The organism is Pseudomonas sp. GD03903 (assembly GCF_029840045.1).
GTDB classification, from domain to species: Bacteria; Pseudomonadota; Gammaproteobacteria; order Pseudomonadales; family Pseudomonadaceae; genus Pseudomonas; species Pseudomonas pseudonitroreducens.
Window position 1 is genome coordinate 262,148 of sequence record NZ_JAOCBT010000006.1, and the last position, 13,803, is coordinate 275,950.

General features: G+C 65.1%; 16 protein-coding genes. 5 read left to right on the top strand and 11 right to left on the bottom strand.

The genetic code is table 11. The features are described from left to right. Window positions 1–48: 48 nt before the first annotated feature. Window positions 49–663: an LPS assembly lipoprotein LptE gene (gene lptE / locus N5C91_RS12130; protein ID WP_236200581.1), complete on the top strand. Its 615-nt coding sequence runs from the start codon at window positions 49–51 to the stop codon at window positions 661–663. A gap of 36 nt (window positions 664–699) precedes the next feature. Next, window positions 700–1,737, top strand: coding sequence for a DNA polymerase III subunit delta (holA, locus tag N5C91_RS12135; RefSeq protein WP_279829870.1), 1,038 nt, complete (start codon window positions 700–702; stop codon window positions 1,735–1,737). A 115-nt stretch (window positions 1,738–1,852) separates the two neighbouring features. Here the strand turns inward: holA and N5C91_RS12140 are convergent, their stop codons facing one another. After that, window positions 1,853–2,203 carry a YciI family protein gene (locus N5C91_RS12140; RefSeq protein WP_236200582.1) on the bottom strand — a complete coding sequence of 117 codons (351 nt, stop codon included), beginning with the start codon at window positions 2,201–2,203 and terminating at the stop codon, window positions 1,853–1,855. 176 nt (window positions 2,204–2,379) lie between these two features. On the opposite strand from N5C91_RS12140, the gene arfA reads away from it, so the two are divergent. From arfA to N5C91_RS12155, 3 genes are all read left to right on the top strand, one after another. After that, window positions 2,380–2,532 carry an alternative ribosome rescue factor ArfA gene (gene arfA / locus N5C91_RS12145; protein ID WP_045215115.1) on the top strand — a complete coding sequence of 51 codons (153 nt, stop codon included), beginning with the start codon at window positions 2,380–2,382 and terminating at the stop codon, window positions 2,530–2,532. Between the two features lie 72 nt (window positions 2,533–2,604). After that, window positions 2,605–2,904 (top strand): hypothetical protein, encoded by a 300-nt coding sequence (locus tag N5C91_RS12150; RefSeq protein WP_236200583.1) that lies wholly within the window; start codon window positions 2,605–2,607, stop codon window positions 2,902–2,904. Between the two features lie 250 nt (window positions 2,905–3,154). After that, window positions 3,155–4,417, top strand: a complete 1,263-nt coding sequence (locus N5C91_RS12155) for a lytic murein transglycosylase (protein WP_279829876.1) — start codon at window positions 3,155–3,157, stop codon at window positions 4,415–4,417. Between the two features lie 47 nt (window positions 4,418–4,464). On the opposite strand, the gene lipA is transcribed toward N5C91_RS12155, so the two are convergent. From lipA to rsfS, 10 genes are all read right to left on the bottom strand, one after another. Continuing rightward, complete coding sequence (gene lipA, locus N5C91_RS12160; protein ID WP_236172433.1) at window positions 4,465–5,460, bottom strand: lipoyl synthase; 996 nt, start codon at window positions 5,458–5,460, stop codon at window positions 4,465–4,467. Window positions 5,461–5,465: 5 nt separating this feature from the next. Then, window positions 5,466–6,110: a lipoyl(octanoyl) transferase LipB gene (gene lipB, locus N5C91_RS12165; protein ID WP_279829879.1), complete on the bottom strand. Its 645-nt coding sequence runs from the start codon at window positions 6,108–6,110 to the stop codon at window positions 5,466–5,468. Continuing rightward, window positions 6,110–6,409, bottom strand: coding sequence for a DUF493 domain-containing protein (locus N5C91_RS12170; protein ID WP_279829881.1), 300 nt, complete (start codon window positions 6,407–6,409; stop codon window positions 6,110–6,112). The genes lipB and N5C91_RS12170 overlap by 1 nt, the downstream gene beginning before the upstream one ends. A gap of 190 nt (window positions 6,410–6,599) precedes the next feature. Further along, window positions 6,600–7,757, bottom strand: a complete 1,158-nt coding sequence (locus N5C91_RS12175) for a D-alanyl-D-alanine carboxypeptidase family protein (protein WP_236172430.1) — start codon at window positions 7,755–7,757, stop codon at window positions 6,600–6,602. A gap of 95 nt (window positions 7,758–7,852) precedes the next feature. Beyond that, window positions 7,853–8,878 carry a septal ring lytic transglycosylase RlpA family protein gene (locus N5C91_RS12180; protein ID WP_236172429.1) on the bottom strand — a complete coding sequence of 342 codons (1,026 nt, stop codon included), beginning with the start codon at window positions 8,876–8,878 and terminating at the stop codon, window positions 7,853–7,855. Further along, a complete protein-coding gene (gene mltB, locus N5C91_RS12185; RefSeq protein WP_236172428.1) occupies window positions 8,875–9,897 on the bottom strand; it encodes a lytic murein transglycosylase B in 1,023 nt (340 codons plus the stop codon). Before mltB ends, N5C91_RS12180 begins: the two co-directional genes overlap by 4 nt. A gap of 8 nt (window positions 9,898–9,905) precedes the next feature. Continuing rightward, window positions 9,906–11,009 (bottom strand): rod shape-determining protein RodA, encoded by a 1,104-nt coding sequence (gene rodA, locus N5C91_RS12190; protein ID WP_236172574.1) that lies wholly within the window; start codon window positions 11,007–11,009, stop codon window positions 9,906–9,908. Window positions 11,010–11,053: 44 nt separating this feature from the next. Beyond that, window positions 11,054–12,943 carry a penicillin-binding protein 2 gene (gene mrdA, locus N5C91_RS12195; protein ID WP_236172427.1) on the bottom strand — a complete coding sequence of 630 codons (1,890 nt, stop codon included), beginning with the start codon at window positions 12,941–12,943 and terminating at the stop codon, window positions 11,054–11,056. 15 nt (window positions 12,944–12,958) lie between these two features. Then, window positions 12,959–13,426 carry a 23S rRNA (pseudouridine(1915)-N(3))-methyltransferase RlmH gene (gene rlmH, locus N5C91_RS12200; protein WP_279829886.1) on the bottom strand — a complete coding sequence of 156 codons (468 nt, stop codon included), beginning with the start codon at window positions 13,424–13,426 and terminating at the stop codon, window positions 12,959–12,961. A 4-nt stretch (window positions 13,427–13,430) separates the two neighbouring features. After that, a complete protein-coding gene (gene rsfS / locus N5C91_RS12205; protein ID WP_236172426.1) occupies window positions 13,431–13,784 on the bottom strand; it encodes a ribosome silencing factor in 354 nt (117 codons plus the stop codon). Between the last annotated feature and the right edge of the window lie 19 nt (window positions 13,785–13,803).

Consider the following 13,803-nt stretch of genomic DNA (forward strand, 5'->3'; position numbering starts at 1 on the left):
GGCACCTTCGCCACGGGCATATCGGATCAACAGGAGTGAGGAAGCTTGATGAAACGTATCCTGACCAGCCTCGCGCTGATCGGCCTGGCCAGCGTGCTGAGCGCCTGCGGTTTCCAACTGCGCGGCCTGGGCGATACGAACTTTGCGCTCAAGGAAATCGACGTGAGTGCGCGAAACGCCTATGGCGAGACCGTCACGCAGCTCAAGCAGGTGCTTGAAGGCAGCGGCGTGAAAGTCGTCTCCCGCGCGCCCTACCACCTGATCCTGGCCCGCGAAGACGTGACCCAGCGCAGCGTCAGTTACACCAGTTCCGCCCGCAGCGCGGAAAACGAACTGACCAACACCCTGAGCTACGAAATTCGCGGCACCAACAACCTGCTGCTGCTCGCCAACCAGGTCCAGGTCCGCAAGGTCTACGTGCAGGATGAGAACAACCTGATCGGCTCCGACCAGGAAGCCCAGCAGATTCGCGCCGAAATGCGCCGTGATCTGGTCCAGCAGATGGTCACCCGCCTGCAGATGGTCACCCCGGCGCAGCTCGATGACCTGCAGGCCAAGGCAGAAGCCAAGGCCAAGGCCGAAGCAGACGCCATGAAGGCCGCGGACGAGGCTGCCAAGTCTCAACCGCAGCAGTCGCCGATCGAATTCCCGAAAGCACAGTAAGCGACAAGGGGCCGGCCAACCGGCCCCTTTCTCATTATGAAGCTCAATCCCGGACAACTCGCCAAGCACCTGCAAGGCAATCTCGCGCCCGTCTACGTGGTCAGCGGCGACGAACCGTTGCTCTGCCAGGAAGCCTGCGATGCCATCCGTGCCGCCTGCCGTCAGCGTGATTTCTCTGAACGCCAGGTGTTCAACGCCGAGGCCAACTTCGATTGGGGCCAATTGATCGAAGCGGGCGCCAGCCTCTCGCTGTTTGCCGAAAAGCGCCTGATCGAACTGCGCCTGCCCTCCGGAAAACCCGGTGACAAGGGCGCGGCGGTCCTCCAGGAATACCTGCAGCGCCCGCCGGAAGACACCGTCCTGCTGGTCAGCCTGCCCAAGCTCGACGGCAGCACGCAGAAGACCAAATGGGCCAAGGCCCTGATCGACGGCGATGCTGCGCAGTTCATCCAGATCTGGCCGATCGACGCGCACCAGTTGCCACAGTGGATTCGCCAGCGCCTGTCCCAGGCCGGCCTCGCTGCCAGCCAGGAGGCGGTCGACCTGATTGCCGCGCGCGTCGAAGGCAACCTGCTGGCCGCCGCCCAGGAGATCGAAAAGCTCAAGCTGCTCGCCGACGGCCAACAGATTGACGCCGACACCGTGCAGGCGGCCGTGGCCGACAGCGCGCGCTTCGATGTCTTCGGCCTGATCGATGCCGCCCTCAACGGCGAAGCCGCACACTGCCTGCGCATGCTCGAAGGCCTGCGCGGCGAAGGTGTCGAACCGCCGGTGATTCTCTGGGCCCTGGCCCGGGAAATCCGCGTACTCGCCAGCCTCGCCCAGCAATTCAGCCAGGGCGTGCCGCTGGACAAGGCCTTCAGCCAGTGTCGCCCGCCGATCTGGGACAAGCGCCGCCCGCTGATGAGCAAGGCCCTGCAACGGCACACCGCGCAGCGCTGGAACCAGATGCTGCAGGACGCCCAACTGATCGACGCACAGATCAAGGGCCAGGCGCCCGGCAACGTCTGGAACAGCCTCGCCCGCCTCGCCCTGCTGGTCGCCGGCCAGCGCATCAGCCTGCCTTCGGCCTGATTGCAGCGCTTCACGAGCCGGCCTCAGGAGCGCTCGGGCAGAGCCCGCCCCTACATCACGTAGCCCCTCCAAGGCGCCTTGCAGGAGCGAGCTTGCCCGCGACCCGCACAGCGTTTCACTCCCACTCGCGCACCTGGCGAACCTCTACGCAGCCGAGCCGGCCCGGCGGAATCTTCGCGGCGATGCGCTCGGCCTCCTCGATGCTCTGCGCCTCGATCAGGTAGAAGCCACCCAACTGCTCCCGCGTTTCAGCGAAGGGTCCATCGGTGACGGCCAGCTTTTCACCCTGGCCGCGTAACGTGCGCGCGGTCGGCGTCGGCAACAGCGCATTGGCCGCGATGTAATTGCCGCTGCTACGCAGTTGTTCGCTATAGGTCATGCACTCGTCGACGATGCCACGCAGCTCGGCTTCCGGCAGCTCAGCCGCCTTGCGCTCGTCGAAGTAGATCATGCAGAGAAACTTCATCGCCCTTGCCCTCGTTCCTGTTCGCTTTGCCAGAAAGATCTGCCCCCAGCGTAGCCCCGAATGGCCTGCGCTTGCCTTGGCCCGCCCGCCGCTAGACCAGCGGCGTGGACAAGCGTGCCAGATAGGCGGAAGATGCCCGCGCCGGCAACGGCGCCGGCCTCAACGAGGAAAGACAGATGGCGAAGAAATCCAAACGGCCGAACAAGGCCAAGTCCCTGGTGGCACAACCGCTGTTCCGCAGCCGCCAGGAGCAGCCGCTCAAAGGCAAAGGCAGCTACCGCCGCGAAGCCTCCCGAAATTGGGAGGCTTCTTCGCTTCTGGCGGCCTGAAAACGTTAAAAAACCTGAACCACCCCGCCCTTTCGCTTTCAACCGGACAGCCACGCACCTGGAGGTCCAACCATGAAAGCTGCCGTCATCGTCGCCATCCTAGCCCTCCCCTTCAGCCTCTCCGCCCATGCGTTCTGCTCCGACCAGGAAGCCGAAGCCAAGGGCAAGCAGGTCGCTGCCAAGGTCACCGAAGTCACCCGCAGTGATCCCCAGCGCGCGCAGAAGCTCAACGAAAAGCTCGCCGAGCTGAAGAAGTCCCGCTCCAGCGAACAGCGCCCGGACGACTGCGCCGCGTACGACGACATGCTCAAGGAACTCAACCAGAGCGCGCCCAAGGTCGACCAGGAAACCGGCAGCCAGCCCAAGCAATAGCCCCTGCACCGCCCTTTGAGCAGAAGCGGACTGACCCAGGGATCACCGGGCGCCGGCCCGCGAAAAATCGCGTCAGGACCCTGCCCGGCGGCCGCGATCAGCGGAACCGTCCGACGGGAGCCTCGCCACGCTGGGAATTTTCCTCCGGCCGCGCCATCGAACCCTGCGTACCCTGCATTTCTGCTCAACGCAGACGCGTCACAGAGGCCATGCTAAGGTGGCCCCTCCCTGCCAGTTCCCGAGGAGAGCAATGCGCAAGCCTGTTTCACCTGTTGTCGGCCAACGCTGCCTGCTCGTCGCCGTCCTGTCCCTGGCCAGCTTCGGTCTGCTGACCTCCTGCACCGAGCCTCCTGCCAAGGGTGCCACCAGCGAGCACGCGCAACCCACGCAGAGCTTCGCCCAGTGGCGCGGCGGCTTCCGCGCGCAAGCGCTCGCCGCGGGTATCAGCGCGGCAACCTTCGACACTGCGTTCGCAGGCATCGCGCCAGATGACTCGGTCGTCACCGCCGATCGCAGCCAGCCCGAGTTCACCCGCCCTGTCTGGCAGTATCTGGAAAGCGCCGTGTCGCCTGCTCGCGTGCGCAACGGCCAGGATCGCACCCTGGAGAACGCCGAAGCACTGCAACGCATCGAGAGCAGTTACGGCGTCGAGCGTGAAGCCGTGGTCGCGATCTGGGGCATGGAGAGCAACTTCGGCCAGCAGATGGGCAGCAAGAACGTCATCCGTTCCCTCGCAACCCTGGCCTACGAAGGCCGCCGCCCGGACTTCGGCCGCGACCAGTTGATCGCAGCGCTGCAGATCATCCAGCACGGCGACGTCCCGGCCAGCAACATGGTCGGTTCCTGGGCCGGCGCCATGGGCCAGACGCAGTTCATCCCCACCACCTACAACCGCTTTGCAGTGGACTTCGACGGCGACGGCCGGCGCGACATCTGGGGCTCTTCCTCCGATGCCCTGGCCTCCACGGCCAATTACCTGAAGAGCTCAGGCTGGCAGCGCGGCCAGAGCTGGGGGTTCGAAGTACGCCTGCCGCAGGGCTTCGACTACGCCCAGGCGGACATGGACATTCGCAAGCCGATGAGCGAGTGGTTGCGCCAGGGCATCAAGGTGGCCAGCGGCAACCTGCCGAGCGATCCGCAAGCCAGCGTGTCGCTGCTGCTGCCCGCCGGCTATCGCGGCCCGGCATTCCTGGTAACGGAGAACTTCCGCGCCATTCTCAAGTACAACAACTCGACGTCCTATGCCCTCGCCGTAGGCCTGCTCGCAGACAGCTTCAAGGGCGGCGGCCGGCTGGCGGGGAGCTGGCCGCTGGAAGACACACCACTGAGCCGCTCCGAACGCATCGAGTTGCAGCAACTGCTGGCACAGCAGGGTTATCAACCGGGCACCGCGGACGGGATCATCGGCGTCAACACGCGCAAGGCGATCCGGGCCTTCCAGCAGTCGGTCGGCTCGCCGGCGGACGGCTATCCGACGCCAGTGCTACTGGGGCAGTTGCGGCAGAAAAGCTGAAGAAAAAAGGCGCCCCAGGGCGCCTTTTTCATTCCGCGACCGGCTACTCAGCCGATCTTGGTACCGTGCGCCTGTTGGTCGGCGTGGTACGAGGAGCGCACCAGCGGGCCGGAAGCGACGTTCTTGAAGCCCATCTTCTCGCCTTCCTCGGCGAACCAGGCAAAGGTGTCCGGGTGGACGAAGCGCTGCACCGGCAGGTGGTTGCGCGACGGTTGCAGGTACTGGCCGAGGGTCAGCATGTCGATGTCGTGCTCGCGCATGCGCTGCATGACTTCGATGACTTCCTCGTCGGTCTCGCCCAGGCCGAGCATCAGGCCGGACTTGGTCGGTACGTGCGGAACCATCTGCTTGAACTTCTGCAGCAGGTCCAGCGACCACTCGAAGTCCGAGCCCGGGCGGGACGACTTGTACAGGCGCGGCACGGTTTCCAGGTTGTGGTTGAACACGTCCGGCGGCTCGTTGGCGGTGATTTCCAGGGCGATGTCCATGCGGCCGCGATAGTCCGGCACCAGGGTTTCCAGCTGCACGCCAGGCGACAGCTTGCGGATCTCGCGCAGGCAATCGGCGAAGTGCTGGGCACCGCCGTCACGCAGGTCGTCGCGGTCCACCGAGGTGATCACCACGTATTTGAGGCGCAGGTCGGCAATGGCGATGGCGAGGTTGGTCGGCTCGTCGACATCCAGCGGCTTCGGACGGCCATGGCCGACGTCGCAGAACGGGCAACGACGGGTGCAGATGTCGCCCATGATCATGAAGGTGGCGGTACCACCGGAGAAGCACTCGCCCAGGTTCGGGCAGGAGGCTTCTTCACAGACACTGTGCAGCTTGTGCTTGCGCAGCAGTTGCTTGATACGGTCGACCTCGGGGGAAACGGGGATGCGCACACGAATCCAGTCGGGCTTCTTCGGCAGCTCGTCGGTGGGAATGATCTTCACCGGGATGCGCGCGACCTTTTCCGCGCCGCGCAACTTGACGCCAACTTCCACCTTGCCCGGCTTGGCGGCCGGGGCTGCCTGACCTGCGTTCTCCACAACAGTGCTCATCTAGGTTAGATCCCGCCCGTTAGGGTCTTCTGTGCCGCGTAGCCAAGGCGTTCGACGAGTTCGCCACGCAGGCGCTCGCGCACATCGGCCAATGCGATGGGGCCGGCCAGCTGACTCAGCTGGGTCATGGCCATGCCTGCGTAACCGCAGGGATTGATGCGTCGAAAGGGTTCCAGGTCCATGTCCACGTTCAGAGCCAGGCCATGGAAGGAGCGGCCGTTGCGGATGCGCAGGCCGAGGGATGCGATCTTCGCGCCGTCCACATAGACGCCCGGAGCGTCGGGTTTGGACACAGCCGTGACGCCATAGCTGTCCAGCAGGCCGATCAGGCTCTGCTCGATGCGCGAGACCAGGTCGCGCACGCCGATGCCGGAGCGACGCACATCGAGCATCAGGTACGCCACCAGTTGGCCAGGGCCGTGATAGGTCACCTGGCCGCCACGATCGACCTGGACCACCGGGATGTCGCCGGGGAACAGCACATGCTCGGCCTTGCCGGCCTGGCCCTGGGTGAACACGCGCTGGTGTTCGAGCAGCCAGACTTCGTCGGGCGTGCCGGGCTCGCGCTCGGCGGTGAAGCGCTGCATGGCGTGCCAGGTCGGCTCGTAAGGAAGGATTCCCAGCTCACGAAAGCCCAGCGTTTCGCCCATCAGAGCACCATGTGGACGCGGCCGGTGGCGCGCAGGTCTTTATGGATGTTCTGCAGTTGGTCGACGCCGGTAGCGGTGATCAGCACCTGCACGGACAGGAAGCGGCCGTTGCGGCTGTCACGGGTGACCAGGGTGGTGATGTCGAGGTCCGGCGCGTGGCGCTGGATGACTTCGATGACCAGATCGGAGAAACCTTCGCCGGCGTCGCCGATGACCTTGATCGGATAGCGTTCGCAGGGGAACTCGATCTTCGGTGCGGGCTGTTCTGGAGTGTCAGCGGTATCAGGGGTATCAGTCATGGCTGTCGCGGGCGGGTGGCCCGCCTCCGCATGAGCGTCCGGGATCGGGGCGCTCCGGGTGGATCGGACGACGGCCGCCGGGCCACGGGGGGACCCGGCAGTCGCAGGCGGGCATTTTACCCGAGTTTGCGACTGCGCGGGCAGGTCAATCCCAGCCTTGTATACAAAAGTGCAAGGCCGGGACGAGCGGTCAGTTGAACAGACCGTAGAAGAACATGCGCAGGCTGTCCCAGATACGGCGGAAGAAACCACCCTCTTCCACGGCGTTCAGGGCGACCAGGTCGGAGGTGCGGACCACCTTGTCACCCAGCTTGACCTCGACCTTGCCGATCACCTGGCCCTGCTGGATCGGCGCCACCAGGTTGGGCTCGACGACCATGTTGGCCTGCAGCTGCTTGAGCTGGCCGCGCGGCACGGTCATGGTCAGGTCGTCGGACAGGCCGGCCTTCACTTCGTGGTCGGAGCCTTTCCAGACCATGGCCTTGGTCAGCTCGGCGCCCTTCTTGTAGAAGGTCTGGGTTTCGAAGAAGCGGAAGCCGTAGGTCAGCAGCTTCTGGGTCTCGGCAGCGCGGGCCTGCTCGCTGTTGGTGCCGAACACCACGGCGATCATGCGCTGGCCGTCACGCACCGCGGAAGCCACCAGGCAGTAGCCGGCTTCGTCGGTGTGGCCGGTCTTCAGGCCGTCGACGGTCTTGTCGCGCCACAGCAGCAGGTTGCGGTTGGGCTGCTTGATGTTGTTCCAGAAGAACTCTTTCTGCGCGTAGATCGCGTAGTGGGTCGGCTCACCGTAGATGATCGCGCGGGCCAGGACAGCCATGTCCTTGGCGGACGAGTAGTGATCCGGGTTGGGCAGGCCGGTGGCGTCCATGAAGTGGGAGTTGCTCATGCCCAGCTTCTGCGCGGTGGTGTTCATCATGTCGGCGAAGGCGTCTTCGCTGCCGGCGATGTGCTCGGCCAGGGCGACCGAGGCGTCGTTGCCGGACTGGATGATGATGCCGTGCAGCAGGTCGCTTACCGAGACCTGGGAACCGACCTTGATGAACATGCGCGAACCGCCGGTGCGCCAGGCGTGCTCGCTGACGGTGACCAGGTCGGATTCGGCGATGCGGCCGCCTTCGATTTCCTTGGTGGCGATATAGGCGGTCATCAGCTTGGTCAGGCTGGCGGGCGGCAGACGCTCGTCGCCGGCGTTCTCGACCAGGATGTTGCCGCTGGCGCCGTCCATCAGCACCCAGGCCTTGGCCGCGAGCTGCGGGGCGGCGGGAACGACTTCAGCTGCCCAGCTGGCCACGGGGGCGCTGAACAGCACGAGCAAGGACAGGCGTTTGGCGAAGTTGAAGATGTTCATCCGTCTCTCTGGGGTTCACTAATGGTCAAACAATCCCCCGCGGGGGAACTCGTGAGGCGGCCTCTGCGTGCCGCTATTGCGCGTGCGCTGGAATCTCAGTCCAGGCGCACGAGCTTGGGTTGGCCAAGGTTGGCCACGCGGATGCTGTCCTGCATCCGGCTTGCTTCATCCTGCGTTCCGATCGGCCCTAGGCGCACCCGGTACAAGGTCTGCTGATTGACCACGACCGAGCTGATAAAGGATTTCGCCCCCGTCAGGCCGCCGACCTTCTCCTTGAGAAGCTCCGCAGCGTCCGGGTTGGCGAAGGCACCCACCTGGAGATACAGGCCATCGACTGGTAATGAAGCGTTTTTTTTTGAGTCGATCTGGACCGGTGCCACGGGCACGGCGTGCTGCGCCGGCGGCGGGGTGTAGGTTTCGATCGGCTGGGCCATGGCAACTGCCTGCGGCTGCGCGGCGGCAGGCTGCGCGGCCATCTTCGGCAAGGCCATGATCATCGGCGGTTGCTTGCCCTGGGCAGCCCACCAGCGGTCGGGGTCGATGCCCTCTACCTTGACGTGGGCGGTGCCGGTCTCGGCATAGCCGAGCTTCTTGGCGGCAGCGAAGGACAGGTCGATCACCCGGTCGGAATAGAACGGCCCACGGTCGTTGACGCGGACAATGACGCTCTTGCCGTTGTCCAGGTTGGTCACGCGAACATAGCTGGGCAGCGGCAGGGTCTTGTGCGCGGCGGTCATGCCGTACAGGTCGTACTGCTCGCCGTTGGCGGTCGCCTGGCCATGGAACTTGGTGCCGTACCAGGAGGCGGTACCGACCACGCTGTAGGTATTGGAGTTGCTCAGTGGGTAGTAGGTCTTGCCCAGCACGGTGTAGGGGTTGTTCTTGAATGGCCCGTTGTGCGGCATCGGCACGGCATCGGGGATGCGCGAGACATCCACGTCCCACCAGGGTGCGCCGTCGCGGTGCGGGCGGCTGTAGTCATAGGGCCCGGAAATGCCGCTGCTGGCCACCGGCTGCTGCTGCGGCGCACGGTTGCCGGTGCAGCTGGCGAGGAACACGGTGCTCAGGCCAACGCAGGCGGCCAGCGACCAGAGGCCGGGACTTGCGATTCGCTTGCTCAATGGACACCTCGCGCCTTGGCGATCTCGCCGGCCAGCTGGTGGACCGCCATGGCGTACATGGCGCTGCGGTTGTAGCGGGTAATGACGTAGAAGTTCGGCAGGCCAACCCAGTACTCGGTGCCCTGCGCGCCTTCCAGGCGCATGGCGGTGACCATCAGGTCGTCGCGGATCACGTCATGGGTGCGCCAGCCCTGAGAGCGTAGCTGACCGAGGTTCATCTGCGGCTCCAGGCCCTGGGTGAGCGCGTCTTCGGCGGTGGAGGTGCCGATTTCCGCCTGCGACACCACCGGTTCGCCGGTATGCCAGCCGTGCTGCTTGAAGTAGTTGGCGACGCTGCCGATGGCATCGGTGGGGTCGCTCCAGATATTGATGTGGCCGTCGCCGTCGAAGTCCACGGCGTAGGCGCGGAAGCTGCTCGGCATGAACTGCGGCAGGCCCATGGCGCCGGCATAGGAGCCGGTCAGGCTGAGCGGGTCGACCTGCTGCTCGCGGGCCAGCAACAGGAACTGCTTGAGCTCCTTGCGGAAGAATTCGGCGCGCGGCGGATAGTCGAAGCCCAGGGTGGACAGCGCGTCCATCACCTTGAAGTTGCCGGTATTGCGGCCGAAGAAGGTCTCCACGCCAATGATCGAGACGATGTACTGGGCCGGCACGCCGTATTCCTGCTCGGCGCGGGCCAAGGCCTCGGCGTTCTGGTTCCAGAAGTCCACGCCGCGGTTGATACGCGCGTCGGTGACGAAGATCGGCCGGTATTCCTTCCAGGTCTTCACCCGTTCGGCGGGGCGCGAGATGGCGTCGAGGATGGACTGCTTGCGCTCGACGTCGTGGAAGACGCCCATGAGCTGTTCGCCGGCGAAGCCGTAGTCACGGGTCATCTCGCTGACGAACTCGGCAACCTGGGGCGAACCATCGTAGTCGCCCGCGTGGGTTGCGCCGGACATGCCGATCGCCCCCGCGATTCCGACCCAATGCACCCCCCTGGCAGCCCAGGCGCGCAGTACTTGCATTCCTTTCTTCACTCTTGTCATCAAACCTGGGCGATCCACTTCCGGTGGGTGTGGATCGACATCAAAACGCCGAACCCTGACATCAGGGTCACCAGCGAAGTTCCGCCGTAACTAATGAAGGGCAGCGGCACCCCCACCACTGGCAACAATCCGCTGACCATACCAATGTTGACGAACACATACACGAAGAAGGTCATGGTGATACTGCCGGCGAGCAACTTGCCGAACAGTGTCTGGGCCTGCGCGGTGATCACCAGCCCCCGGTAGATCACCAGCAGATACAGCACCAGCAGCAGGCATACCCCGACCAGGCCGAACTCTTCGCCGAGCACGGCAATGATAAAGTCCGTATGGCTTTCGGGCAAAAAATCCAGATGGGACTGCGTCCCCAGCAGCCAGCCCTTGCCGAAGACCCCGCCCGAGCCGATGGCCGCCTTGGACTGGATGATGTTCCAGCCGGTGCCCAGCGGATCGCTTTCCGGGTCGAGGAAGGTCAGCACACGCTGCTTCTGGTAGTCGTGCATGACGAAGTACCACATGCCCACCGCGACCGGCACCGCGGCCGAGATCGCGGTGATGATCCAGCGCCAGCGCAGGCCGCCGACGAACAGCACGAAGGAGCCGGAGGCCAGCACCAGCATGGCGGTGCCCAGGTCCGGCTGCTTGAGGATCAGCACGAAGGGCACCACGATCAGCGCCAGGCCGATCACACTGTGCTTGAATCCGGGCGGCAAGGCGCGCTTGGAGAGATACCAGGCGATGGTCATGGGCATCAGCAGCTTCATGAATTCCGCCGGCTGGAAGCGGATCACCCCGGGAATGTTGATCCAGCGGGTCGCGCCCATGGCGTTGTGGCCCATCACGTCCACTACCACCAGCAGGGCCACGCCGATCAGGTAGCCCAGCGGCACCCAGCGGGCAAGGAAGCGCGGCTCGATCTGCGCCAGCACGAACATCGCGCCCAGCCCCAGGCCGAAGGACGAGGCCTGCTTGATCAGCAGGTCCCAGCTCTTGCCGCTGGCGGAATACAGGACGAACAGGCCCACCGAGCCGAGGGTCACCAGCAGCAGGAGCAGCAGGCCGTCGATATGCAGGCGCTGAAGCAGGCTGGAGCGCCGCTTCATGACGTCTTCGCTGGACAGCGTGCGGTCGAAATTTCCGTTCATGGTCATGGTTTGGGCGCCTCCGCCGTGGCCTGCGGTGCGTATTCGGGCTTGAGCTTGCCGGTCTCGTCGAGCAGCCAGGCGTCGGTAACGGCCTTGAGCACGGGGGCGGCGACACCGGAGCCGGACTCGCCGTTCTCCACCATCACCGCCACGGCGATCTGCGGGTTGTCCGCCGGCGCAAAGCCGACGAACAGGGCATGGTCACGGTGGCGTTCGAGCAGCTTGGAGCGGTTGTACTTCTCGCCCTGCTTGATCGCCACGACCTGGGCGGTACCGGACTTGCCGGCGATGCGGTAGACCGACGTGGCACCGACCTTGTGCGCGGTACCGCGGGCACCGTGGACCACCTGCTGCATGCCGTAGTCCACGAGGTTCCAGTTGTTCGGGTCCTTGAGCTTGATGTCCGGCATCGGGTCCTCGTCGACCGGCGGCTTGCCGTCGATGGTCCTGGCCAGGTGCGGACGAATCCACTTGCCCTTGTTGGCCAGCAGCGCGGTCATCTGCGCCAGCTGCAGCGGCGTGGCCTGCATGTAGCCCTGGCCGATGCCGAGAATCAGGGTTTCGCCGGGGAACCAGGCCTGCCGGCGCAGGGCGCGTTTCCACTGGCGCGATGGCATCAGGCCCTCGGCCTCGCCGTACATATCCAGGGCGACGCGCTGGCCGAAGCCGAATTCGCTCATGTAGTCGTGCAGGCGGTCGATCCCCAGCTTATGGGCGAGGTCGTAGAAGTAGGTGTCGTTGGAGCGCATGATCGCGGTCTCCAGGGTCACCCAGCCGTCGCCCATGCGGTTCCAGTTGCGGTACTTGTGGTCGTAGTTCGGCAGCTGGTAGTAGCCGGGGTCGAACACACGGCTGGCCGGGGTAACGACCCCGGCATCGAGGCCGGCGATGGCCACTGCCGGCTTCACCGTCGAGCCCGGCGGGTACAGGCCGCGCAGCACGCGGTTGTACAGCGGGCGGTCTTCGGAGTCGCGCAGGGCAGCGTAATCCTTGAAGCTGATACCGGTGACGAACAGGTTGGGGTCGTAGGCCGGCTGGCTGACCATGGCCAGCACTTCGCCAGTAGACGGCTGAATCGCCACGATGGCGCCGCGACGACCGGCCAGAGCGGTTTCGGCGGCGGCCTGCAGCTTGCTATCGATGCTCAGCACGATATCGCGGCCGGAGATCGGCTCGGTACGCTTGAGCACGCGCAGGACGCGGCCACGGGCGTTGGTCTCGACTTCCTCGTAACCCACGGTGCCGTGCAGCGCATCCTCGTAGAACTTCTCCACGCCGGTCTTGCCGATGTGGTGGGTGCCCGAATAGGCCACCGGATCGAGTCTCTTCAGTTCGGCCTCGTTGATCCGCCCGACATAGCCGACCGAGTGGGCGAAGTGCTCACCCAGCGGGTAATGACGGACGAACTGCGCGGCCACGTCGACGCCGTTCAGACGGTACTGGTTCACCGCGATGCGGGCGATCTGCTCCTCGGACAGCTCGAACATGATCGGCACCGGCTCGAACGGCCGGCGCCCCTGCTTCATGCGCTTCTCGAAGATGGCCTTGTCTTCCTCGGTGAGGCCGAGGATGTCCACCAGGGTCTTGAGCGTCTCCTGCAGGTTCTCGGTGCGCTCACGGGTGATGGTCAGGCTGAAGCTGGGGCGGTTGTCGGCGATGATCACCCCGTTGCGGTCGAAGATCAGCCCGCGATTGGGCGGAATCGGCTGCACGTGGACGCGGTTGTTCTCCGACAGCGTCGAGTGGTAGTCGTACTGCGTCACCTGCAGGTGATACATGCGCGCCACCAGCACCAGGGCGAGCAGGAAGATCGCCACCCCGCCGACGATGACGCGGGCGCGGACCAGACGGGCGTCCTTCTCGTGGTCCTTGAGCTGTATCGGCTGCGGCATCGAAAACGGCTACGACTACTTGTGGTAAGGGTGCCCGGACAGGACTGTCCAGGCGCGGTAGATCTGCTCGCCGACCAGGATCCGCACCAGCGGGTGCGGCAGGGTCAGCGGCGACAGCGACCAGCGCTGCTCGCTGCGCGCGCAGACCTCCGGCGCCAGGCCTTCCGGCCCGCCGACCATGAGGTTGACGGTGCGCGCGTCCAGGCGCCAGCGGTCGAGCTCCTGCGCCAGCTGGGGGGTGCTCCAGGGCTTGCCTTCGACTTCCAGGGTGACAATGCGTCCCCCAGGCTGGACCTTGCTCAGCATGGCCTCGCCTTCCTGGCGGATCAGCCGCGCCACGTCGGCATTCTTGCCGCGCGTGTTCAGCGGAATCTCCACCAGTTCCAGGGACAGCTCCGAGGGCAGGCGCTTGACGTACTCCGCCCAGCCCTCTTCCACCCAGCGCGGCATGCGCGAGCCGACCGCGATCAGACGCAGACGCACGAGCTTACTCGGCGCTGTGCTGGGCGCGGCTCTGCTCGGCGCCCTGCCACAGGCGCTCCAGGTCGTAGAACTGGCGGGTGGCCGGCTGCATGACATGGACCACGACGTTGGCGAGGTCGATCAGCACCCACTCGCCGCCTTCCTGGCCTTCACTGCCGATCGGGCGCACGCCCTGTTCCTTGACCTTCTCCAGCACGTTGTCGGCCAGCGACTTGACCTGACGGCTGGAGGCACCGGTGGCGATGACCATGACGTCGGTGATGCTGGTCTTCTCACGCACGTCGATGACGGTGATGTCCTGCGCCTTGAGATCTTCCAGGGCGGCGATGGTCAGTTCGACCAGTTGTTCGGTTTGCATGTATGACTCTCTGACTCGT